Origin of the sequence: Pseudomonas moorei (assembly GCF_008801475.1) — a bacterium.
Taxonomy (GTDB): domain Bacteria; phylum Pseudomonadota; class Gammaproteobacteria; order Pseudomonadales; family Pseudomonadaceae; genus Aquipseudomonas; species Aquipseudomonas moorei.
In genome coordinates this window covers 324,552-346,121 of the sequence record NZ_VZPP01000001.1, presented here as the reverse complement: position 1 = coordinate 346,121, position 21,570 = coordinate 324,552, and the positions used below count along the sequence as shown (strand labels likewise).

Annotated in this window: 20 protein-coding genes; 12 read left to right on the top strand and 8 right to left on the bottom strand. The window is 61.2% G+C overall.

Annotated elements, in window-relative coordinates; all coding sequences use genetic code 11:
• Window positions 1–16 precede the first annotated feature (16 nt).
• Together F7R06_RS01745 and F7R06_RS01740 are read right to left on the bottom strand one after the other, a co-directional pair.
• Window positions 17–1,681 carry an AMP-binding protein gene (locus F7R06_RS01745; RefSeq protein ID WP_090322149.1) on the bottom strand — a complete coding sequence of 555 codons (1,665 nt, stop codon included), beginning with the start codon at window positions 1,679–1,681 and terminating at the stop codon, window positions 17–19.
• 169 nt (window positions 1,682–1,850) lie between these two features.
• Complete coding sequence (locus F7R06_RS01740) at window positions 1,851–2,867, bottom strand: AraC family transcriptional regulator (RefSeq protein ID WP_090322152.1); 1,017 nt, start codon at window positions 2,865–2,867, stop codon at window positions 1,851–1,853.
• A 297-nt stretch (window positions 2,868–3,164) separates the two neighbouring features.
• On the opposite strand from F7R06_RS01740, the gene efeU reads away from it, so the two are divergent.
• From efeU to efeO (F7R06_RS01720), 4 genes are all read left to right on the top strand, one after another.
• Entirely contained in the window at window positions 3,165–4,022 is an 858-nt protein-coding gene (efeU, locus tag F7R06_RS01735; protein WP_090322153.1) for an iron uptake transporter permease EfeU, read from the top strand.
• A 121-nt stretch (window positions 4,023–4,143) separates the two neighbouring features.
• Complete coding sequence (efeO, locus tag F7R06_RS01730) at window positions 4,144–5,343, top strand: iron uptake system protein EfeO (protein ID WP_090322154.1); 1,200 nt, start codon at window positions 4,144–4,146, stop codon at window positions 5,341–5,343.
• An 18-nt stretch (window positions 5,344–5,361) separates the two neighbouring features.
• Window positions 5,362–6,660 (top strand): iron uptake transporter deferrochelatase/peroxidase subunit, encoded by a 1,299-nt coding sequence (efeB, locus tag F7R06_RS01725; protein WP_090322155.1) that lies wholly within the window; start codon window positions 5,362–5,364, stop codon window positions 6,658–6,660.
• Window positions 6,661–6,683: 23 nt separating this feature from the next.
• Window positions 6,684–7,508: an iron uptake system protein EfeO gene (gene efeO / locus F7R06_RS01720; protein ID WP_090322156.1), complete on the top strand. Its 825-nt coding sequence runs from the start codon at window positions 6,684–6,686 to the stop codon at window positions 7,506–7,508.
• A 141-nt stretch (window positions 7,509–7,649) separates the two neighbouring features.
• Here the strand turns inward: efeO (F7R06_RS01720) and pssA are convergent, their stop codons facing one another.
• A complete protein-coding gene (gene pssA, locus F7R06_RS01715) occupies window positions 7,650–8,993 on the bottom strand; it encodes a CDP-diacylglycerol--serine O-phosphatidyltransferase (RefSeq protein WP_090322159.1) in 1,344 nt (447 codons plus the stop codon).
• A gap of 192 nt (window positions 8,994–9,185) precedes the next feature.
• Between pssA and F7R06_RS01710 the strand changes: the two genes are divergently transcribed.
• Window positions 9,186–9,749, top strand: a complete 564-nt coding sequence (locus F7R06_RS01710; protein ID WP_090322162.1) for a TetR/AcrR family transcriptional regulator — start codon at window positions 9,186–9,188, stop codon at window positions 9,747–9,749.
• 56 nt (window positions 9,750–9,805) lie between these two features.
• On the top strand, window positions 9,806–10,282 hold the full coding sequence (locus F7R06_RS01705; RefSeq protein WP_090322167.1) for a nuclear transport factor 2 family protein: 477 nt from the start codon (window positions 9,806–9,808) through the stop codon (window positions 10,280–10,282).
• Between the two features lie 114 nt (window positions 10,283–10,396).
• Here the strand turns inward: F7R06_RS01705 and sfnG are convergent, their stop codons facing one another.
• The gene (gene sfnG, locus F7R06_RS01700) at window positions 10,397–11,491 is read right to left on the bottom strand and encodes a dimethylsulfone monooxygenase SfnG (protein ID WP_090322168.1); all 1,095 of its coding nucleotides are present in this window, start codon (window positions 11,489–11,491) and stop codon (window positions 10,397–10,399) included.
• Between the two features lie 345 nt (window positions 11,492–11,836).
• Here sfnG and F7R06_RS01695 point away from each other — a divergent pair, with 345 nt between their 5' ends.
• Window positions 11,837–13,078 (top strand): acyl-CoA dehydrogenase family protein, encoded by a 1,242-nt coding sequence (locus F7R06_RS01695; RefSeq protein WP_090322169.1) that lies wholly within the window; start codon window positions 11,837–11,839, stop codon window positions 13,076–13,078.
• A gap of 356 nt (window positions 13,079–13,434) precedes the next feature.
• Window positions 13,435–14,214 carry a TSUP family transporter gene (locus F7R06_RS01685; RefSeq protein WP_090322170.1) on the top strand — a complete coding sequence of 260 codons (780 nt, stop codon included), beginning with the start codon at window positions 13,435–13,437 and terminating at the stop codon, window positions 14,212–14,214.
• On the opposite strand, the gene nudC is transcribed toward F7R06_RS01685, so the two are convergent.
• Window positions 14,182–15,012, bottom strand: a complete 831-nt coding sequence (gene nudC, locus F7R06_RS01680) for an NAD(+) diphosphatase (protein ID WP_090322171.1) — start codon at window positions 15,010–15,012, stop codon at window positions 14,182–14,184. The genes F7R06_RS01685 and nudC overlap by 33 nt on opposite strands.
• 7 nt (window positions 15,013–15,019) lie before the next feature.
• Window positions 15,020–15,832, bottom strand: a complete 813-nt coding sequence (locus F7R06_RS01675) for a crotonase/enoyl-CoA hydratase family protein (protein ID WP_090322173.1) — start codon at window positions 15,830–15,832, stop codon at window positions 15,020–15,022.
• 266 nt (window positions 15,833–16,098) lie between these two features.
• Here F7R06_RS01675 and F7R06_RS01670 point away from each other — a divergent pair, with 266 nt between their 5' ends.
• The 3 genes from F7R06_RS01670 (at window position 16,099) to F7R06_RS01660 (ending at window position 17,942) form a co-directional block, all read left to right on the top strand.
• Window positions 16,099–16,632 (top strand): tetratricopeptide repeat protein, encoded by a 534-nt coding sequence (locus F7R06_RS01670; protein ID WP_090322175.1) that lies wholly within the window; start codon window positions 16,099–16,101, stop codon window positions 16,630–16,632.
• A 66-nt stretch (window positions 16,633–16,698) separates the two neighbouring features.
• Window positions 16,699–17,184 (top strand): RNA polymerase sigma factor, encoded by a 486-nt coding sequence (locus F7R06_RS01665; RefSeq protein WP_390959943.1) that lies wholly within the window; start codon window positions 16,699–16,701, stop codon window positions 17,182–17,184.
• Complete coding sequence (locus F7R06_RS01660; RefSeq protein ID WP_090322178.1) at window positions 17,181–17,942, top strand: anti-sigma factor family protein; 762 nt, start codon at window positions 17,181–17,183, stop codon at window positions 17,940–17,942. The genes F7R06_RS01665 and F7R06_RS01660 overlap by 4 nt, the downstream gene beginning before the upstream one ends.
• 160 nt (window positions 17,943–18,102) lie before the next feature.
• On the opposite strand, the gene F7R06_RS01655 is transcribed toward F7R06_RS01660, so the two are convergent.
• Window positions 18,103–19,401: an ATP-binding protein gene (locus F7R06_RS01655; protein ID WP_090322180.1), complete on the bottom strand. Its 1,299-nt coding sequence runs from the start codon at window positions 19,399–19,401 to the stop codon at window positions 18,103–18,105.
• A gap of 4 nt (window positions 19,402–19,405) precedes the next feature.
• Window positions 19,406–20,107 carry a response regulator gene (locus F7R06_RS01650; RefSeq protein ID WP_090322183.1) on the bottom strand — a complete coding sequence of 234 codons (702 nt, stop codon included), beginning with the start codon at window positions 20,105–20,107 and terminating at the stop codon, window positions 19,406–19,408.
• Window positions 20,108–20,401: 294 nt separating this feature from the next.
• On the opposite strand from F7R06_RS01650, the gene F7R06_RS01640 reads away from it, so the two are divergent.
• Entirely contained in the window at window positions 20,402–21,559 is a 1,158-nt protein-coding gene (locus F7R06_RS01640) for an efflux RND transporter periplasmic adaptor subunit (protein WP_090322185.1), read from the top strand.
• Window positions 21,560–21,570 lie beyond the last annotated feature (11 nt).

Here is a 21,570-nt window from a genome sequence, read left to right as displayed (position 1 = left end):
CATTGTTTCCTTGGATTCAAGCTGAAACGTTCTTCGCGGCGGCCTCTTGAGCCTTGGCGATTTCCTGGTTGCGCAAGATAAAGCGCTGCAATTTGCCGCTTGGGGTTTTCGGCAACTCGCTGACAAATTCGATTTCACGGGGGTACGAGTGCGCGGCCAGACGCTTGCGCACATGCTGGCGCAGCTCTTCGGCCAGTTCCGGCGTGGCGCGGTATTGCTCGCCGATCACGACGAAAGCCTTGACCAGTTCGGTACGTTCCGGGTCGGGTTTGCCGACGACCGCCGCTTCGATCACCGCCGGGTGTTCAATCAACGCGCTTTCCACGTCGAACGGCCCGACACGGTAGCCGGAGGTGGTGATCACATCGTCACTGCGACCGACGAAACTGATGCTGCCATCCGGGTTCCACTCCACGGTGTCACCGCTCAAGTAATAGTCGCCGACGAACGCCTTGGTCGGCGCGCCTTCGTAACCGGCGAACCAGCACATCGGCGATTGGCTGCGGTCGATGGCCAGGATGCCTGGCTGGCCGACGCCCACCTCCTTGTACTGCTCGTCCAGCACCACAATGCGATGGCCCGGCGAGGCGAAGCCAGCGGCGCCCATATGAATCGGATGCTCCAGGCCATGGTGATTGCACAACACCATGCCCAGTTCGGTCTGCCCATAGTGGTCATGAATGACCACGCCAAGGTGGTCGGCGAACCAGCGAATCACTTCCGGGTTCAGCGGCTCGCCAGCGCTGCTGACGATACGCAGCTTGCCTTTGATCGACTTGGCGAAGGCGTCGCCCCCGGCGATCAGCAAGCGATAGGCCGTCGGCGATCCGGTGAGATTGGTGATCCCGTATTTGTTAATCACCCGGCAGGTGCTTTCCAGGGTGAACGGGCCATCGTAGAAGGTGATCGGGTGGCCCATCGACATCGGGCCGGTGACACCGAAGTAGATGCCGTATGCCCAACCCGGATCGGCAACGTTCCAGAACGCGTCTTCGGGACGCAAATCCACCGCGTCACGGGTGTAGCTCTGGAACGCGACAATGGCCTTGAGCGGCACCGACAGCGCTTTCGACGGGCCAGTGGTGCCCGAGGTGAACATCAGCAGGAACGGGTCTTCGCCGGTCAACAGTACCGGTTCACAGGCATTGGAGAAGTTGGCCAGTTCGGCCCAGAAACTGAAATCGCCCTGAACGATGCCCTGCCCCTTGGGCCCGCTAACGGTGACGATGGTCGGGCAATCGGCGACTTCAGCGAGTTTCGAGCGGTTGACCGCGTCGGTGACCACGACCTTGGCACCGGAGCTGCCCAGTCGATGCTCGATGGCCTTCGGGCCGAAGGCAGTGAACAGCGGCTGATAAACCGCACCAATGCGCCAGGTGGCGAACACGGTAATCAATAGTTCGATGTTACGTGGCAGCAGACCGGCGACCTTGTCGCCCTTCTGTACGCCCTGGGCCAGGAGGAAGTTGGCGAAACGCGCGGCCTTGTCCTGCAAGTCGCTGAAGGTGTAAGTCGCGCTGGCGCCATCGCGGCCTTCCCAGAACAGCGCGATGCGACCCGGCAAGGCATGCCGGTCGCAGCACTCGATGCAGGCGTTGAGGGCAGTCAGATCGCCAGCGAGTGCGGCGTCGACGGTGTGCTGATAATTGAACTGTGATGTAGCAGACAAGTAATCGCGCATTGCCAGAATCCCTCTGTATTTTTATTAGGTTGGGGGAACCGTAACTAACAGGGAAATACTCGCTCTGCGCGGGTGGAGGGGCAATGGTCAAAGTTATCAAGTTGCGTGACTGGTTTGGCCAAGATCCGGGAGGTGGCGCCTCGTCATGGCACCCAAAGAACCGGATCAGTCAGGACGCTTCGTTGAGAATCAAACTGCGGTAATGCCCCGGATTGGACCCCGACCACTTGCGAAACGCCTTGTAGAACGAACTCGCGTCGGCAAACCCCAGGCGCGTGGCGATTTCCGCGAAGCTGATGGCCGGTTCCGCCAGCCAGACGATAGCCAGTTCCTTGCGCACGCTGTCCTTGAGCCCTTGATAGGTTTGCCCTTCCTCGGCCAACCGGCGGCGCAAGGTCGAGGCCGACATGCACAGGCGTTGCGCCAGGGCTTCGGTTTCGGGCCAGCGTTCGGCCGGCAGTTGCCGCAGATCGTGCTTGATGCGGCTGGCCAGGCTCTGCGGATCGCGGTACTTGACCAGAATGTTCGCCGGCGCATGGGCCAGGAAACGCTTGAGTTCTTCGGCGCTGCGCTTGATCGGCGCATCCAGGCAATCAGCGGAGAAAATCATCCGCGTGCGCGGGCGGTCGAATCGCAGGTTTTCGGAAAACATCACCTGGTAGTCGTCGCAGAAGTCCGGTTGCGAGCAGCGCAACTCGATGGCCAGGATCGGAATCCGCCGCCCCGCCAGCCAGCAGGCCACGCCATGCACGATCATCCAGTAGGTGAAATAGGTAAACGCCCGGCGCGGTTCCTGTTCATCTTCCAGCAGCACGATTTCCGCCAGGCTCTGTTGGCGGACCAACTCCGCGGGCAGGTGGTCGAGCATCAGTGACAGGAAGCTCAAGCCACTGGTGAGGCCCGCCGCCAGACTCGGCTGGACCATGGCGCAACGACAAAGAAACTCCAGGCTGCCGGACTTGAGCTTGCGCGGGTCCATGCCGAAAAACTCATCATCGCCGCGCCGCGCCAACAGACGCCACAGCCGGGCGTACGCGGTGGCCGGTACCCGTGCATCGCTGCTGTGCAGCAGGAGCGGATCGATGCCGACCTTGATCAACACCTCTTCGGTGGCAACGCCCGGGGCACAACTTTGCAACAGCGCTTCTCGCACCAGTTGAATGGAGATGGTGTCTTTTTCTGCCATGGAGCGAGGCAAACCCTGTTCTTGTAGGAGTGGTGCGCATATTAGCTCAGCCATCGACCCAACGCAGACCCCTTGTTGGAGCGAGCCTGCTCGCGATGGAGGTTAACGATGACGTGGTTGCCTGGATGAACGCGGTGCCCTGACGTCCATCGCGAGCAGGCTCGCTCCTACAGGGGGACGGGGGTGATCTTCAGGGTCGTTCAGCTCAGGTTCAGGTAAATGGCAATCGGTAACATATGCGAATGAGTGTCATTATGTTACAAATTCGCACCTTATCTAATTGCCCCACGGTGCTGAATGCTCGTTCCTTTTCTGATCATGCTGCGCGAAGGCGTTGAAGCCGCGTTGATCGTTGGCATCATCGCCAGCTACCTCAAACAGACGGGCCGAGGCCAGTGGATGCCCGCCGTCTGGATCGGCGTGTTCCTCGCCGCCGCCCTCGCCCTGCTGGTAGGCGGAGGTCTGGAACTGGCCAGCGCCGAGTTTCCGCAAAAACAGCAGGAACTGTTTGAAGGCGTGGTCGGCCTGGTGGCGGTCGGCATTCTCAGCTCCATGGTGTTCTGGATGCGCAAAGTGGCGCGCTCCATCAAGCATTCGCTGCACACGTCCCTTGATCAAGCACTGACCGGCTCCCGGCATCAGGTCACTGCCCTGATCGCCATGGTGTTTTTCGCCGTGGCGCGCGAAGGCCTGGAAACGGTGTTCTTCCTGCTCGCGGTGTTCCAGCAAAGCGAAGGTCCGGCGGCCCCGATCGGTGCCCTCCTTGGCCTGTTCCTGGCGATTATCGTGGGTTGGCTGATCTACACCGGCAGCATGCGTCTGAACCTCGGCGCGTTTTTCCGCTGGACTGGCCTGTTCATCCTCGTGGTGGCAGCCGGCATTCTCGCCAGCTCGGTGCAGGCGCTGCATGAGGCCGGTGTGTGGAATCACCTGCAAACCGTGCTCTTCGACATCAGCACCACACTGCCCGTGGACGGTCCGCTGGGTTCGGTGCTGGCCGGCATGTTCGGTTACCAGGACGCCCCGACCGTCAGCACCCTGGGTGCCTATCTGATTTATCTGATCGTGGCGTTGGTGATGTTCTTCAGGCCAACCCCTGCGCCGATTGCAAACTCCGGTAGGAGCGAGCCTGCTCGCGATGGACGTCAACGATGACGCAGGCTGCCTGGAAAAACTCATCGCCTGCATATTCATCGCAAGCAAGCTAGCGCCCACAGGATTCGTTCGAATAACCGGCCAGACAGTCCTCCTCCATTTCCAGCCAGTAAGGGCAACCATGCCAAATCCAGCCCCACCCCAGGCTTCCCCGCCCCGCGCCTTGCGCTGGGCGGTGGCCGGTTCGGTGATCGTGATGATCGCCGCCGGCGGCCTGTTCTATTACGCCGCGAAAATGGCCGCTGACAAGCGCCAGGCCAACCATGACGAAGTGCGGGTGGCCATTCATCCGCACAGCTGCGAGCCCAATGCCCTGACGGTTCCGGCCGGCCATGCCAGCTTCCGTATCGTCAATCAATCCGATCGTGCCGTCGAATGGGAAATCCTCGATGGCGTGCTGGTGGTCGAAGAGCGGGAGAACATCGCACCCGGCCTGAGCCAGGTGATCAACGCCAACCTGTTGGCCGGCGACTACGCCATCACCTGCGGTCTGCTGAGCAATCCGCGCGGCACCTTGCACGTCACGCCGACGGCGGCTTCGGAAGCGGCGGCCAAGGCCAGGCCGTCGATGGTGGCGTTCGTCGGGCCATTGTCGGAGTTCCGCGTGTACCTGAGCAGCCAGGGCTCGGCGCTGATCAAAGCCGTCACCGCCCTTGAGCAAGCGATCGCCGCCGGCGATCTCAGCCAGGCCCAAACCTTGTACGTACCGGCCCGCACCGCTTATCAGCGCCTGGCCCCTGCAGCCCAGCGCCTGGCCGAGCTGGACAATGGGATCAACGCCCGTGCCGACTACTTCGAACAACGCGAGCAAGACCCCGGGTTCGTCGGTTTCCATCGCCTTGAATTCGCGCTGTTCCAGCAACGCAACCTCGACGGTCTGGCACCGGTCGCCCAGCGCCTGTTGGCGGACGTGACCACCCTCAAGCAACAGCTGCTGGCCCAGTCCCTGCCACCGGAGCAATTGGTGAGCCTTGTCGTGCGCAACCTCAACGGCATCGCCGAGGTGCGCGCCCGCAGTGGTGAAGAAGAACGTTACAGCCACATCGATCTGAATGGCTTCGCCGCCAATCTCGACGCCGCGCACAAGGTCGTCGAACTGCTGCGTCCGTTGCTGGCCAAATCCGCCGCCGACCTGCTGCCGCAGATCGACAGTGCGCTCAGCGCTTTCGACACCGAGCTCAACGGTTTCAAGGTCAACGACGGCTACGCCAGCTACGACAGTGTCGGCACCGGGCAACGCCAACAGATCGCCGACAAGGCCAAGGCACTGGCCGTTGCACTCGATGGAATCGACCCCGCCCTTGGCCTTTCCGGCCTCTAAGCAGAAGACGACTTATCAATGAACGATTCAGAACAACTCAACCTCCAGCGGCGCCGGGTATTGATGGGCATGGGCGCAGCCGGTGTCGCCCTGGCCGGCTCCGCGCTGAGCTGCCCGGCCATGGCCGCCAGTCCCGCGCAGGTCACTGAAGCGCCGAGCAGCGACCGCACGCAAGACCGCCACGCATTCCACGGCAAGCACCAGACGGGCATCGTCACCCCGCGCCCGGCGTCCGGCATGTTGGTGTCCTTTGATGTACTGGCCAGCGACCGCCAAGATCTGGAGCGACTGTTTCGCACCCTCAACGATCGCATCGCGTTTTTGATGAAAGGCGGCCCGGTCACCCAGGTCGACCCGAAGTTGCCACCGGTGGATTCGGGCATTCTCGGCCCGATCGTGACCCCGGATAACCTGACCATCACGGTGTCGGTGGGTGCCTCGTTGTTCGATGAGCGCTTCGGACTGGGCAATGCCAAGCCCAAGCGCCTGACTCGCATGGTCGGCTTTCCCAATGACGCGCTGGAGGCCGATTGCTGCCACGGCGACCTGAGCCTGCAGTTCTGTTCCAACACCACCGACACCAACATCCACGCCTTGCGCGACATCGTGAAAAATCTCCCGGACCTGCTGCTGGTGCGCTGGAAGCAGGAAGGCAGCGTGCCGCCCCAGGCCCCGGCAAAACCGGGTGTGCCAGCGCAGAGCGCGCGCAACTTCCTGGGCTTTCGCGACGGCTCGGCCAACCCCGACTCCAACAATGCACAAACCATGGACAGCGTCGTCTGGGTTCAGCCCGGCAGCGACGAACCGGCCTGGGCGGCGAATGGCAGCTATCAGGCGGTGCGGATCATCCGCAACTTCGTCGAGCGTTGGGACCGCACACCGCTGCAGGAACAGGAAAGCATCCTCGGTCGGGTCAAAAGCACCGGCGCGCCCATGGGCGGCACCCATGAATCCCAGGTGCCGGACTACAGCCAGGACCCGCACGGCAAGTTGACCAAACTCGACGCGCATATCCGCCTGGCCAACCCGCGCACCGCCGCGACCCAGGCCAACCTGATCCTGCGCCGTCCGTTCAACTACTCCAACGGCGTGAACAAGAACGGCCAACTGGACATGGGCTTGCTGTTCATCTGCTATCAGGCCGATCTGGAGAAAGGCTTTATCACCGTGCAAAACCGACTCAACGGCGAGCCACTGGAGGAATACCTGAAACCGGTCGGTGGCGGCTATTTCTTCACCTTGCCCGGCGTCACCGGCGATAAGGATTTCATCGGTCGCTCACTGCTCGACGCCACACAACCCACAACAAACGCGTAACCCACCCAACACGGAACCGTCCCATGAAACAGTCGCCACTCGCATTACTGCTGACCCTCGGCTTGCTCACCACCCCGCTTGCGGCTTTCGCGGCAACGGCGCCGCTGGAGCTGGTTCAGCCGATTTCCGACTACAAGATCTACGTCACCGAGCAACTGGATGAACTGGCCAGCCACACCCGGCAATTCACCGACGCCGTGAAAAAAGGCGACCTGGCCACCGCGAAAAAACTCTACGCGCCGACCCGTGTTTACTACGAATCCATCGAGCCGATTGCCGAGCTGTTCAGTGATCTCGACGCGTCCATCGATTCGCGCGTCAATGACCATGAGAAAGGCGTGGAAGCAGAAGACTTCACCGGCTTCCACCGCATCGAATACACGCTGTTTGCGCAAAACAGCACCCAGGGCCTGGGCGAACTGGCCGACGGCCTGAACAAAGACGTCAAGGACCTGCAAACCCGCGTCGCCGGCCTGACGTTCCCGCCGGAAAAAGTCGTTGGCGGTGCCGCTGCGCTGCTTGAGGAAGTGGCCGCCACCAAGATCTCCGGCGAAGAAGATCGCTACAGCCACACCGACCTCTATGACTTCCAGGGCAACATCGACGGCGCGAAAAAAATCGTCGACCTGTTCCGCCCGCAAATCGAAAAACAGGACGCGGCATTCATCGCCAAAGTCGACAAGAACTTCGCCACGGTGAACCAGGTCCTGGCCAAGTACAAAGCCGCAGACGGCGGCTTCGAGACCTACGACAAAGTGAAGGACAGCGACCGCAAGGCGCTGGTCGGCCCGGTGAATACCCTGGCTGAGGATTTGTCGACGTTGCGCGGGAAACTGGGGCTTAACTGAATGGAGTGGCGACTGGAAGGGCCTCATCGCTGGCAAGCCAGCGCCCACAGGTTTTTGAGTCGAACCACACTTGCGTGATCGACATCCAACCCTGTGGGAGCGGGCTTGCCCGCGATGGCGTCAGCCGCCGCGCTATAGCTTTTACAGGATGCGGTACAACAACCGCTCAATACGCACACGACTCACCCGCTTGAGAAACTTCGCCACTCCTGACGGGTAATCCGGCAAGGTTTGCAGGTCCTGGAAGCGCTCGATACGCCGGGTATGCTGGAAAATATGTGCCAGTTCCGTGCGTCGCGGTACCTGTAGCTCGCCCTTCGGATCATCGATCAGCAAGGCATTTTCCAGATCGAGACGAAACGCCCGGGGGTTGAGGTTGTTGCCGGTCAGCAAGGTGTAGCGCTGATCGATCCACATGCCCTTGAGGTGATAGGTGTTATCGCCGTCCAGCCACAGGTGCAGGTTCAACTGACCACTGTCGATGTTGCGCTGATGGCGCTTGGCGAACCGGCGCAGGCTGATCTCATAGAGGTACGGCAGCGCTGAAATCACCTTGAACGGCTCGCTCGGCGGAATGTAGAAGTCGTTGGCAGTCTTGTCGCCGACCACGATGTCGATCTTCACGCCACGCGCCAACGCCCGGTTGATTTCCCGAATCACCGCCAAGGGCAGGTTGAAATACGGCGTGCAGATCGTCAGTTGTTGCTGGGTGCTGGCGATCAGTTCACAAATCACCCGGTTCAGCGGGTTGTTCTTGCCAACGCCAAGCAACGGGCTGACCGACAACCCGGTCCTGTCTGTGGTGCCCTGGGTGGTGTCGTACGCCGCGTGCTTGAGTCGGCTGCGCAGGTCACCGATGTCGCTGCGCAGGCTGCGGGTGGTCGGCAGGTTTGGCAGATCCAGGCGATGCACGGCCTTGGAAGCCACCAGACCATGCTGCACCAGATGTTGCATCGAATCGGCAAGCTGAGGGTTCTGCAGCAGGTGATAACGGTCGTAGCGGTACTTGTCGAACTTGTGCAGGTAGACGTTGTTCAGGCTCGCGCCGCTGTAGATCACACAGTCATCGATCACGAAACCCTTCAGATGCAGGACGCCGAACAGTTCGCGGGTCTGCACCGGCACGCCATACACCGGCACTTCACTGGCGTGGGTGCGGGTCATTTCCTGATACCAGGCCGAGTTGCCCGGCTGCTTGCCGGCGCCGATCAGGCCGCGCTGGGCGCGCAGCCAGTCGACGACCACCACCACGTCCAGTTCCGGACGCGCCAGTTTGGCGGCGTGCAAAGCATCGAGAACTTCCTGACCGGCCTCATCCTGTTGTAGGTACAGCGCAACGATGTAAATGCGCCGAGTGGCACTGGCGATTTTTTCCAGCAGGCAGCGACGGAACTCGGCAGCGCCAGAGAGGAAGGTGACGGCATCGGCGGTCAGCGGAAAACTGCGCAGTTTGGGCAGCAGGGAGCGTTTGAAAAGCGACGGCATAGGGCTCGCAGAGGGTCGAATCCAAAGAGGTGGAGAGCTTACACCATGGATGGGTCTGGGTCTTGTTACTGTCTGTAATAGCCCTTCGCAGGCAAGCCAGCCCCTACAGGTCGCCGCATCGCAGCGAAGGCCGCTTCGTGAACGGAAAAATAACATTTGACCAAGGAGAACGATCGTTCTACTTTAAGCGCCATGAACGAAAATACTAGCAACGACACACGCGACATCATTCTGGATGTCACCGAAAAGCTGATCTACAAAAGTGGCATCGCCGCCACGGGCATGGATCTTCTGGTGAAAACCGCCGGTGTCTCCAGAAAGAGCGTCTACCGCTACTTCGCCAACAAGGAGGAGCTCACTGTCGCGGCCCTGCAACGCCGGGATCAACGCTGGATGCACTGGTACAGGAGCGCGGTCGACCAGGCCGAAACCCCGGCGGACCGGTTGCTCAATCTGTTTACCGTACTCAAATCCTGGTTCTGTTCCGAAGGCTTTCGCGGTTGCGCGTTCATCAATACCAGCGGTGAGACGGGTGATCCGCAAGACCCGGTTCGCCTGGTCGCCAAAGACCACAAACAGAAGCTGCTCGACTACGTGTGCGAGCTGTGTACCGAACATGGCGCCGAAGATCCGCAGACGCTGGCCAAGCAACTGCTGATCCTGATTGACGGGGCCATTACCGTCGCACTTGTCATGGGTGACTACAGTGCCGCCGATAATGCGCAATGCATGGCGCGAAAGTTATTGGACCTGTAACTGCTTGATCAAGACCGACAACTTTGTTGAACTTTAATTTAATACGGAGACATGAAATGTCTAATGCCGAAGTTCGCCCGCCATTGCCGCCCTTTACCCGTGAATCCGCCATCGAAAAAGTCCGCCTGGCCGAAGACGGCTGGAACTCCCGCGATCCGGAGCGTGTGTCGCTGGCCTACACCCTCGACACCCAATGGCGAAACCGCGCAGAGTTCGCCCACAACCGCGAAGAGGCCAAAGCCTTCCTGACCCGTAAATGGGCCAAGGAACTGGACTATCGCCTGATCAAGGAACTCTGGGCCTTCACCGACAACCGCATCGCCGTGCGTTATGCCTATGAATGGCACGACGATTCGGGCAACTGGTTCCGCTCCTACGGCAACGAAAACTGGGAGTTCAACGAACACGGCCTGATGGCCCGGCGCTTCGCCTGCATCAACGACATGCCGATCAAGGAAAGCGAGCGCAAGTTCCGCTGGCCGCTGGGCCGCCGCCCGGATGATCACCCGGGCTTGTCCGACCTCGGTTTGTAAACGCGTCCCTTGTTGAAGCTGGCTTGCCAGCGATGGCGTCCTGACAGTCGACAAATCTGTTATCTGTCAGGTTGCTTTCGCCGGCAAGCCGGCTCTTACAGGGTTTTTTGGTGTTCAGGCGACCGCTGCGGTCTGCCGGGACAGGGCTTCAGCCTCCAACTCCCGCACCAACGGCAATACCCGCTGGCCGAAATACTCCACTTCTTCCTGAAAGTGCAGGAACCCCGCCAATACCAGATCCACGCCCACTGCTTTAAGCGCCACAATCCGCTCGGCGATCTGTCGTGGCGTGCCGATCAGATTGGTCTTGAAGCCATCGTTGTATTGCACCAGGTCCTCGAACGTCGATTTTGCCCAGTTGCCCTCGCCTTCCGGCGATGCCCGCCCGGCCTGCTTCGCTGCGTCACCGAAGGCGGTCACCGCTTCGGGATCGGCCTGATCGATGATCTGTGCCAGCACTGCCCGCGCCTCCTCTTCGGTGTCCCGGGCGATCACGAATGCGTTCACACCGATCTTGACTGAATGATTGTTCGCGGCCGCCTTGGCGCGAATGTCATCGACCTGGGCCTTGATGCCTTCGGGGGTGTTGCCATTGGTGAAATACCAGTCCGACACCCGCGCGGCCATGTCCCGCGCCGCACGGGAACTGCCACCCTGGAAGATTTCCGGGCGACCCTGGGGTTTGGGTTTGAGGCTGTAGTTGTCGAAGCGATAGAAGTCGCCGCGAAAGGTGAAGTTGTCCTGGGTCCAGATGCCTTTAAGTGAGCGAATGAACTCTTCGGAGCGGCGATAGCGCTCATCGTGTTCCAGCCAGTGTTCGCCGATGGCCTGGAACTCGCCCTTGAACCAGCCGCTGACGATATTGACCGCGACCCGCCCGTTGGTGAGCTGATCGATGGTTGCCAGTTGCTTGGCCGCCAGCGCCGGTTGCCAGGGGCCTGGCAGGATCGCGGCGATGACTTTGAGTCTGGTCGTTGCCGCCAGCAGTGCATGGCTGAAGGCCACTGATTCATGCTGATACTCGGCACCGTAACCGGCGGTGAAACGGATCTGCGTCAGGGCATATTCGAACCCCGCCTCCTCGGCCAGCTGCGCCAGCTTGCGGTTGTAGTCGATGCCCCAGTGGGTACGTTGTTCGATCTTGCTGACCACCAGCCCACCGCTGACGTTCGGCACCCAGTAGGCAAATTTGACGGCTTGCTGACTCATTGGCGTGTCCTCGGGACATTAGGGAATGTCCTGGGGCATGAGCAGCAAGTGTGCCAGTCCTGAATCTGGAGCGCTCGGAAACGGTGGCGAGGGAGCTTGCTCCCGCTGGGCTGCGCAGCGGCCCCAAATTTTGGTGAGCGCTGCGCACTCAAGCGGGAGCAAGCTCCCTCGCCACAAAAGCCGCCGTCCCCGGACAATTTGCTGATGCACTGTTGGCCCGACAACAGTTGAAACTGCCGCGCCCCCAATGAAGTCCAGTAAATCCGCACCGAACAGGTCCGGCATGGACCCTGCAATCCCCCTTGGCAGACGCAATGTCTTTTCTGCCAGCCAAGGAGCCACTCCATGACCGAACACCAGGTAATCAACCCACTGTCCACCGGCACCGACTATGAAGCCCTCGCGGCGACCTATCGGCCGATTTTCCAGCGCATTGCCGACGGCGCCCTCGAGCGCGAACAGTCGCGTACGTTGCCCCATGAGCCGATTCAATGGCTCAAGGAAGCCGGCTTTGGTGCGGTGCGGGTGCCGGTTGAATACGGCGGCGGTGGCGCCTCGGTTCCGCAGTTGTTTGAGCTGCTGATCGAACTGGCCGAAGCCGACTCAAACCTTCCCCAGGCATTGCGCGGCCACTTTGCCTTTGTCGAGGATCGCCTCAACGCCCCATCCGGCCCGGCACGGGATGTGTGGTTCAAACGCTTCGTCGAGGGGGACATCGTCGGTTGCGCCTGGACGGAAATCGGCGCGGTGGCGATGGGCGATGTTGTCACCAAGGTCACGCCCCATGGCGATCAATGGCGACTCAATGGCGAGAAGTTCTACAGCACCGGCAGCCTGTTTTCCGACTGGATCGACGTCTATGCCCAACGCAGCGACACCGGTGGCGATGTGATCGCCGCCGTGCGCACGCGCCAGCCGGGTATCGAGCAAAGCGACGATTGGGACGGCTTTGGCCAACGCACCACCGGCAGCGGTACGTCGCGCTTTGTCGATGCCGAAGTGGACGCCGAGAACGTCATCGACTTCGCGACCCGCTTCAAATACCAGACTGCGTTCTATCAGCTCGTGCTGTTAGCCACTCTGGCGGGGATTGGCCGTGCAGCATTGCGCGATGTCTCCCGTCATGTGCGCGAACGCCAGCGCATCTACAGCCATGGCAACGCACAGCGCGTCAGCGAAGACCCACAGGTCCAGCAAGTGGTCGGCAACATTACCGCGTGGGTTTATGCGGCCGAGGCCAGCGCATTGAAAGCCGCACAACCGGCACAGCAGGCCTACGTCGCGCGTTTCGCTGGCGATCCGGCCCGGGAGCGAGCGGCCAACGTGGCGGCAGAGATCGAGTCGGCGAAGGCGCAAGTGGTGGTCACGGAGTTGATTCAACGAGCGACCACCGAACTCTTCAACGCGCTGGGGGCTTCGGATATTCGCCGGGGCAAATCGCTGGATCGACATTGGCGCAATGCGCGGACCGTTTCGTCGCATAACCCGGTGATCTACAAGGCACGGATTGTCGGGGATTGGTCGGTCAACGGAACCGAGCCACCGTTTGTGTGGCAGATCGGCAATGGGCCAGCCGCAAAGGCCTGATGTGTTTTGCAAGGGCCGGCTGCGGGAGATTGGCTGGCTGGAAGGCCGCCATCGCGAGCCGGCTCGTTCCCACATGGATTGGCGCTGAACCTGTAGGAGCGAGCCTGCTCGCGAAAAACGCCCGGACGACGCGTTCATTCAGACCACCCACGTCATCGTTGACGACCATCGCGAGCCGGCTCGTTCCCACAGGGGATTGGGGGCATCTGCAAGTGACTGGTCGGTTATCAAGCCGCCTTTGCTGGCAAGCCAGCGCCAGATGAAAGGCCAGACCAGTCGCCGCAGAATCAGGATCTAGGTAAGATAACCGCCCTTCTGCGCAGCCCTTTGCTGCCACCGCCGAATAAGCCGATTCCATGCCTTTCGAACTCAGTGTTGATCTCACCACCCTGGCCATTCTGGCCCTTGTTGCCTTTGTAGCCGGATTCATCGACGCCATTGCCGGCGGTGGCGGTTTGCTGACCACCCCGGCCTTGCTGACTGCCGGCTTGCCACCGCACCTGGTACTGGGCACCAACAAGCTCAGCTCGACCTTCGGCTCCGCAACCGCCAGTTTCACCTTCTACCGCCGCAAGCTGTTCCATCCCAGGCAGTGGACTCACGCCATCGTCGGCACCCTGGTCGGTGCGCTGAGCGGTGCCGTGGTCGCCCACTACCTGCCCGCCGAGTGGCTCAACAAGATGCTGCCAGTGATCGTCTTTGCCTGCGGTGTCTATCTGTTGTTTGGCGGTACGCCGAAAGCGCCGCTGGACAGCGACGCACCGATCAAGAAAACCTGGCAATCGACCCAAGGCTTCAGCCTCGGCTTCTATGATGGCGTCGCCGGTCCGGGGACCGGGGCGTTCTGGACCGTCAGCAGCCTGCTGCTCTACCCCATCGACCTGGTGAAGGCCAGCGGCGTGGCGCGCAGCATGAACTTCGTCAGCAACGCGGCGGCGCTGTCGATTTTCATTTTTTCCGGTCAGGTGGACTGGGTGATCGGCTTGAGCATGGGCTCGTCATTGATGGTCGGCGCCTTCTTCGGCGCTCGCACCGCCATCAGCGGCGGCGCGAAGTTCATTCGTCCGGTGTTCATCACCGTGGTGCTGGGCCTGACCGTGCGGCTAGCCTGGCAACACTGGTTCAGCATGGCCTAAGCGCCGCGCCACATAGACGTCGATCAGATAACGGGCAATCGAGCGTGACGCCGGCAACGGCGGCAGCTCGTGCACGTTGAACCACTGGGCGTCTTCGATCTCGTCTTCCTGACAGACGATCTCGCCACCGGCGTATTCGGCATGGAAACCGAGCATCATCGAGTGCGGGAACGGCCAGCACTGGCTGCCCATGTACTGAATGTTCTTGACCTCGATCCGCACCTCTTCGCGAACCTCGCGAATCAGGCAATCCTCGGCTGACTCACCCGGCTCGGCGAAGCCTGCCAGCGTGCTGTAGACCCCGCTGACAAACCGTGGCGAACGCGCCAGGAGGATTTCGTCGCCACGGGTCACCAGCACGATCATGCTTGGCGAAATCCGTGGATAGCTGCGCAGATCGCATGGCTGGCAATACATCGCCCGCTCGCGCGGCACCTGGCTCATGGCTTGCCCGCAATTACCGCAAAAGCGATGCTCACGGGCCCAGGTGCCGATCTGCGCGGCGTACGCGAGCACCTTGTAAATCGTGTGATCGCCTTCGAGCATGAACGCCCGCAAGCCTTTCCACTGACAGCCCGGGACTTCGCTGTGACTGCGCAACTCCAGCAGATACACCGGCTCGCCATCGAGGTGACCGATGCCATGCTCGGCAAGAATCGCCAGGTCCTGGCGCTTGAGCCATTCACGGGGGAACAGCGCGCCATTGTCATCGAACAAAAAGCCTTCGGGGCTGCGCGCCACGGCCCAGCCGCCGGGTTGATCGGTGTCCAGTACTGCAGTGGTCCAGCGTGAAGTCATTTTTCAATCAATCCAGAAATTCGGGTTTCTGTTTGCTCATATGGGCGGCCATGGCCACGCGCAAGTCGGTGGATTGCAACATGGCGGCGTTCCAGGTGGCGACGTATTCCAGGCCATCATCGATGCGATGATCGCGCATGTAGCTGATCATCTCCTTGGTACCCGTGACGGCAATCGGCGACTTGCTGGCGATTTCGCGGGCAATGCCCATGACGCCATCAAGCAGGCTGGCGCTGTCGCTGTAAACGCGATTGACCAGGCCCATGCCCCGCGCCTCTTCGGCACCAAAGGTGCGACCAGTGTAAGCCAGTTCGCGCAGCATGCCGTCACCGATGATCCGCGGCAAGCGTTGCAGCGTGCCGACGTCGGCAGCCATGCCGATGTCGATTTCCTTGATCGAGAACTGGGCATCTTCGGCGGCGTAACGCATGTCGCAAGCGGCGATCAGATCGATGGCACCGCCCAGGCAGTAGCCGTGGATGGCGGCCAGTACCGGTTTGCGGCAGTTGTCGACGGCATTGAACGACGCTTGCAGATTGAGAATCTTGCGTCGCAGCAGGCGCGCGTTGCGCCCGACATCCTTGCCCATTTCATTGGCCACGGCGGCCAGCATCATCAGGTCGATGCCAGAGGAAAAATGCTTGCCGGCGCCACTGAGAACCACCACCCGCACTTCGTCGGTGTCGTCGATCCATTGGAAGATCTCGACGATCTCGCTCCAGAACGCAGCATTCATCGAGTTGATCTTTTCCGGGCGATTAATCTGCACATGGGCGATTTTATCGACTAGTTCAACGTTGAATGCTGTGTATTGGGACATGCCAGTGATCCTTTAGCGGGCAAAAAAGAGGCCCGAACTATAACAAGGCACGGCGGCAGGCAGTAAGGCAGCGGTTCGGCCAAAAGCGGGACTTCTCGGCGATCAAGCATGCCCCCCTCGATTTGAGCTTTCCTTGCCAAGAACTCCACAACGGAATGAATAATTGTTCACGCTGCAGTGTTTACCTCCAGACGGGTACCTGCAGAACATGTCGAGGTTTTCGGCCTGTTCGATGTCCCGGCCCTGATCCCTGTGGAGCATTGTCCATGAATAGCCGTTTTTCAGTTTTCACCGTACCGTTGTTGATCGCCACCGTGCTCGCCAGTTCCCTGGCGCTGGCCCACGGCGATGACAACGCCCCCGCCAAGCCCGAATGCCCTCGAGGCCAGGTCCTGGATAAAAAAACGCAAAAATGCGTCCTGCAAACCAGCAAAGCGGTGTCTGACGCCGACCGTACCGATTACGCTTATCAATTGGCCAAGGACGGTCGCTACGAAGAAGCCCTGGCGCTGCTGGATACGCTCCAAAACCCCAACACCGCCAAGGCGTTAAACTATCGCGGCTACGCCACGCGTAAACTGGGGCGCACCGACGAGGGCATCGGTTACTACCTGCAATCGGTCAAACTCGACCCGCAGTACGCGAAGGTCCGCGAATACCTCGGCGAAGCCTACGTGGTCAAAGGCCGCCTGGACCTGGCCCAGGAACAGTTGCAGCGGATCAAATCGATTTGCGGCAACACCTCCTGCGAGGAATACCAGGACCTGGCAGAAGCCATCAACGACTCATCGAAAACCTGACATCCCGAACGGACGGAGGTCGCCATCGCCAGCGATCAGGCAATACGGGCAGAACTGAGCCAGCACCTGGCGCGTTTATGGCGCTACGGCCTGCTGTTGTCCCGACAAAGGCATGTCGCCGAAGACCTGGTGCAGGCCACTTGCGTGCGCGCACTGGAACGGGCCGGGCAATATGAACCGGGAACACGGATGGACCGCTGGCTGATGAGCATCCTGCATTCGATCTGGATCAACGAAGTGCGCGCGCGGCGGGTTCGTCAGGGACAAGGGACAGTCGATACCGACAATGCCTTGTCGTTTGACGGCGAGCACGTGGCGCAGACCCATGTACTGGCGTCGCAGGTCATCCGCCGTGTCGATGCGCTGCCCGAGGCCCAACGGGAAACGGTATTTCTGGCGTATGTCGAGGGTTTGTCCTATCGCGAAGTCGCCGAGGTACTGCAAGTACCGATTGGCACCGTCATGAGCCGCCTCGCCGCAGCGCGGGTAAAACTGGCCGAGTACCCGCCATTGCAATCGGTGCCGAACCCTTCCAGCGGAGAACGTCGATGAACGCGAAACTCTCGGATGAGCAATTGGTGGCCTATCTGGATGACCAGCTCGATACCGAACAGCGGGCACGCATCGACGCGGCCATTGCCGAAGACCCGATGATCGGCCTGCGCCTGCAATGGCTGGATCGCAGCAGCCTGCCGTTCAAGGATGCGTTCAGTCAACTGAGTCGACAGGCCCCCGTGGATCGCCTGCAAGCCATGCTCGACACCCTGCCCTCACCGGCACGCCCACCGCTGAGCCGTCGCTGGTTCCTGGCGGCAGCCGCCGGGCTGGTGGCCGGTGGCGTGCTGGCGGACCGGCTGTTCCTGGGCTGGCAGGAAAGTCAGCAAACCAGCAACTGGCGCGGGCTGGTGGCTGACTATATGGCGCTTTACGTACCGCAGACCCTGGAGCACCTGCCCAGCGATGAAACCACTCAGCGTGCGCAGTTGCAGACGCTCGACGAGCATCTGGGCCTGAAACTCGCACCCGGGCAGTTGAGTTTGCCCCGGGTCGAATTCAAGCGTGCACAAATTCTTGAATACGATGACGTGCCGATCGCCCAGATCACTTACCTCGACCCGGTCCATGGCCCCCTGGCGCTGTGCATCACCCTTTCCAGCAGCGGCAGCCGACATGTCGCCCGGGAGCGTCGGCACGGAATGAACATTGTCTATTGGTCGGACATGCACCACGCCTGGATGCTGATCGGGCATAACCCGCCGGCAGAACTGGAGGCAATGGCCACGACGCTGCGCAGTCGATTCAGCGCCTGATCTTCCGCTATGCACGAATCTCTGTGGCGAGGGAGCTTGCTCCCGCTCGGCGGCGCAGCCGTCGTAAATCCTGCTTACGCGGTCTATCTGAAAGAATGCCCGGGGCCAACTCGCTCACCACAGGGCGGCGGCCTTCAGATCGTTTACCGGGTATGCAGTGTCAGGCCGGCGTCGGCAACCACAGCCGGAATCGCGCCCCACCCAGCGGCGATGCTTCGACGGTCAAGGTACCGCCCTGCGCCTCCAGTGCACGACGACTGATCGCCAGCCCCAGGCCAAACCCGCCCGTGGCCCGATCACGACTGCGATCCAGCCGATAGAACGGCTCGAAAATCCGCTCACGCTGATCATCCGGAATGCCGATGCCGTCATCGTCCACCCAGATTTCGCAACCTTTGGGGCACACCTGCACGCCGATCTGAATGCGCTTTTCGCAGTAACGCATGGCGTTGCGCAGCAGGTTCTGCAGGGCGCGGGCGGTCAGGCGCGGGTCCAGGCTGAAGCGTTCGAGCTGACCATGGAGCAGCACGTCGATGACAATCTCCGGTGATTGTTCTTCATCCACACTGCCCAGAATGCTGTCGATGAATTCGTCCAGCGACACCTCGATCTGCTCCGGCACCCGCGCCGGGATCTGCAGGCGGCTGTAGGACAGCAGTTCCAGCACCAATTCATCGAGTTCACGGATGTGGTCGACCAGCCCCTGCAGGCGCTCGCGGCTGGTGGCCGGCAAGTCGTCGGACAGGGCCAGGGCCAGGCCGAAGTCCAGGCGCGTCAACGGCGTGCGCAGTTCATGAGAAACCGCGTTGAGCAAATCACGCTGCTGATTCAGCAGGTTTTCGATATCGCCGGCCATGGTGTCGAAGACGTTCGCCAGGCTGCCGATGTTGGAACTGGGGGCAATCTGCGTGCGCTCACTCAAGTGGCCCTTGCCGAAGCGCTCAGCGGCACGTTTGAGCCGCTCCAGATCGCGCCAGTGCGGACGCAGCCACAGCAACAGGCACGCGAGCATGGTCGCGCCGATCAGCACGTTGATGCTCCAGTACAGCAGGTTGACGTCCAGCGGGTCCGGCGGTACGACCATTTGCACCACGGTGCGCTCATTCAGCGGCGCCACCGCCAGGGTGCGCCAACCCCAGTCGCCGATACGCACCACGTTTTCACCGCGCTGCAAACGTTGTTGTTCATCAACGGAAAAACTGGCGTCGTCATTACTGCTGAGCACAATGTGCAGCGGCCGGAAATCCTCGTCCATTTCGGCCGCCAGGGCTGGCCACTGCTCGACCGGAACCGCCTTGAACTGCTTGACCATGAGGGTTTGCAGCCCTCGGGAATAATCGAGGTTGTAGGTGACAAAACGCTCGTGGAAGACCTTGATCACCAGGTCCGGCACCAGGTAAATGGCGGCGCTGAACGAGACAATGGTCACCAGGTACAGGCGAAAGAGGATTCTGAACATCGGCTCAGCATTCCCACTCGGAACGGCTGAAGAGGTAGCCCTTGCCCCACACGGTCTTGATCTTGCGCGCTTCGCCGGCGTGATCGTCGAACTTGCGTCGCAGCTTGGAGATCGCCACGTCCACCGAACGGTCGGTGCCGTTGAACTCGATGCCGCGCAGGCGTTGCAGAATCTGGTCGCGGCTCAGCACTTCGCCGGCATGCCGGGCCAGCACCACGAGCAGGTTGTATTCGCCGCTGGACAGTTCGACCAAGTGTCCGCGCCAGGTCACGGTCCGTTCGGACAGGTCGATGCACAGGTTGCCCATGAGGATGCGGTCGTTGGCGGTCTGCGGTTCACTGAGGCTGCTGCGTCGCAGCAAGGTGCGCACCCGGGCCAGCAATACGCGCGGTTCGCAGGGTTTGGTGACGTAATCGTCAGCACCCATTTCCAGGCCCAGCACCTGATCGTGGCTGTCGTCGCGGGCGGTGAGCATCAGGATCGGTAAGCTCGCCGAATCGGCGCGCAACAGGCGACACACTTGCAGGCCGTCCAGCCCCGGCAGCATCAGGTCGAGGATCACCAGGTCCGGCGGATTGAGCCGCGCCCGCTCGCGCACATGATCACCACGGCTGATCACGCTGACGGAGTAGCCATTGCGTTCCAGGTAGCTGGCAATCAGCTCGGCGAGTGCGGTGTCGTCTTCGACCAGGAGGATGTTGGGCATGGAGGTGTTCCAGAAAGTGCTGTGGCGCCTGATAGACCGCTATCGCGAGCAGGCTCGCTCCCACAAGAGACCTCAAGTGGGCACAAGTTCTGTGAACACCACCGAACCACTGTGGGAGCGAGCCTGCTCGCGATAGCAGTCGACCAAGCGCAAATGAAATCAAGGCCTGCAGGATATACGCCCACACGCACACCTGAGTAAAACCCTTACACAATTTCACACAGCGCCTACAAAGCTTCACCGCTACCCTCGCCGGCGCCCAGTAGGATGCTGGGGTCATTATTGGGGTCATTCATGTCTAAAAATCTGCTTGCCAGGCTCAGTCTTGTAGCGCTGGCGTTGACGCTGAGCGCCTGCGACAAGTCCTCCAACGCCGAAGAACAGCCACCGTTGGCCACCGTTCGCATCGAAACCATCGAAGCCCGACCGCTGTCGATCAGCAGTGAACTGAGCGGACGGATCGTGGCGCCACGCATCGCTGAAGTGCGGGCCCGCGTGGCCGGCGTGGTGTTGCAGCGCACCTTCCGCGAAGGCAGCGACGTGAAGAAAGGCGATGTGCTGTTTCGCATCGACCCGGCCCCGTTCAAGGCCGACCTGGAAAGCGCCGAAGCGGCATTGCGCAAGGCCGAGGCCAATGCGTACCAAGCCAGACTGCAAGCGCAGCGCTACGCCCAGTTGATCAACGACAAGGCCATCAGCCGCCAGGACTACGACAACGCGCGCGCTGCCGAGCGACAAACGGCGGCCGACGTCGCCGCCAACAAGGCCGCGGTGGACCGGGCAACCCTCAACCTGGGGTACGCCACCGTTACCGCGCCGATCTCCGGGCGCATCGGTCGCGCGCTGGTGACCGAAGGCGCGCTGGTGGGGCAGAACGAAACCACGCCGCTGGCGCTGATACAACAACTGAACCCGATCCACGCCGACCTCACCCAGTCGACCCGCGAACTCAACGACCTGCGCCGGGCATTCCGCTCCGGTCAGTTGAAAGCAGTCGGTCAAGGACAGGCCAGGGCCACGCTGATCCAGGACGATGGCAGCCTGTACCCGTTGCCGGGCAAGTTGCTGTTCACCGACATCACGGTCGATCCAGGCACCGGGCAGATCATCCTGCGCAGCGAATTCCCGAATCCGGACCTCGACCTGCTGCCGGGCAGTTTCGTGCGCGTGCGCCTGGAGCAGGCGGTCAATCAGCAAGGCATCAGCGTGCCGCAACGGGCCATCCAGCGTGACAGCGCCGGGGTGGCGCAGGTACTGCTGCTTGATGACCAGCAGCGGGTCGGCCAGCAACCGGTCGAACTGGGCCCGGTGCTAAACGATCGCTGGGTCGTCACCGGCGGTCTCAAGCCCGGCGACCGCATTGTCGTCGAAGGCCTGCAACACGCCCGACCCGGTGAAAAAGTGCAGATCGACGACTCCCCTCTTCCACTCGCCCAGGTTTCTGACCAGTAAGCAGGACGCTT

Bases quoted from the DNA above. Each gene is read 5' to 3' on its own strand.
- F7R06_RS01745 (WP_090322149.1), bottom strand. From the start codon at position 1,681: ATGCGCGATTACTTGTCTGCTACATCACAGTTCAATTATCAGCACACC.
- F7R06_RS01740 (WP_090322152.1), bottom strand. From the start codon at position 2,867: ATGGCAGAAAAAGACACCATCTCCATTCAACTGGTGCGAGAAGCGCTG.
- efeU (WP_090322153.1), top strand. From the start codon at position 3,165: ATGCTCGTTCCTTTTCTGATCATGCTGCGCGAAGGCGTTGAAGCCGCG.
- efeO (WP_090322154.1), top strand. From the start codon at position 4,144: ATGCCAAATCCAGCCCCACCCCAGGCTTCCCCGCCCCGCGCCTTGCGC.
- efeB (WP_090322155.1), top strand. From the start codon at position 5,362: ATGAACGATTCAGAACAACTCAACCTCCAGCGGCGCCGGGTATTGATG.
- efeO (WP_090322156.1), top strand. From the start codon at position 6,684: ATGAAACAGTCGCCACTCGCATTACTGCTGACCCTCGGCTTGCTCACC.
- pssA (WP_090322159.1), bottom strand. From the start codon at position 8,993: ATGCCGTCGCTTTTCAAACGCTCCCTGCTGCCCAAACTGCGCAGTTTT.
- F7R06_RS01710 (WP_090322162.1), top strand. From the start codon at position 9,186: ATGAACGAAAATACTAGCAACGACACACGCGACATCATTCTGGATGTC.
- F7R06_RS01705 (WP_090322167.1), top strand. From the start codon at position 9,806: ATGTCTAATGCCGAAGTTCGCCCGCCATTGCCGCCCTTTACCCGTGAA.
- sfnG (WP_090322168.1), bottom strand. From the start codon at position 11,491: ATGAGTCAGCAAGCCGTCAAATTTGCCTACTGGGTGCCGAACGTCAGC.
- F7R06_RS01695 (WP_090322169.1), top strand. From the start codon at position 11,837: ATGACCGAACACCAGGTAATCAACCCACTGTCCACCGGCACCGACTAT.
- F7R06_RS01685 (WP_090322170.1), top strand. From the start codon at position 13,435: ATGCCTTTCGAACTCAGTGTTGATCTCACCACCCTGGCCATTCTGGCC.
- nudC (WP_090322171.1), bottom strand. From the start codon at position 15,012: ATGACTTCACGCTGGACCACTGCAGTACTGGACACCGATCAACCCGGC.
- F7R06_RS01675 (WP_090322173.1), bottom strand. From the start codon at position 15,832: ATGTCCCAATACACAGCATTCAACGTTGAACTAGTCGATAAAATCGCC.
- F7R06_RS01670 (WP_090322175.1), top strand. From the start codon at position 16,099: ATGAATAGCCGTTTTTCAGTTTTCACCGTACCGTTGTTGATCGCCACC.
- F7R06_RS01660 (WP_090322178.1), top strand. From the start codon at position 17,181: ATGAACGCGAAACTCTCGGATGAGCAATTGGTGGCCTATCTGGATGAC.
- F7R06_RS01655 (WP_090322180.1), bottom strand. From the start codon at position 19,401: ATGTTCAGAATCCTCTTTCGCCTGTACCTGGTGACCATTGTCTCGTTC.
- F7R06_RS01650 (WP_090322183.1), bottom strand. From the start codon at position 20,107: ATGCCCAACATCCTCCTGGTCGAAGACGACACCGCACTCGCCGAGCTG.
- F7R06_RS01640 (WP_090322185.1), top strand. From the start codon at position 20,402: ATGTCTAAAAATCTGCTTGCCAGGCTCAGTCTTGTAGCGCTGGCGTTG.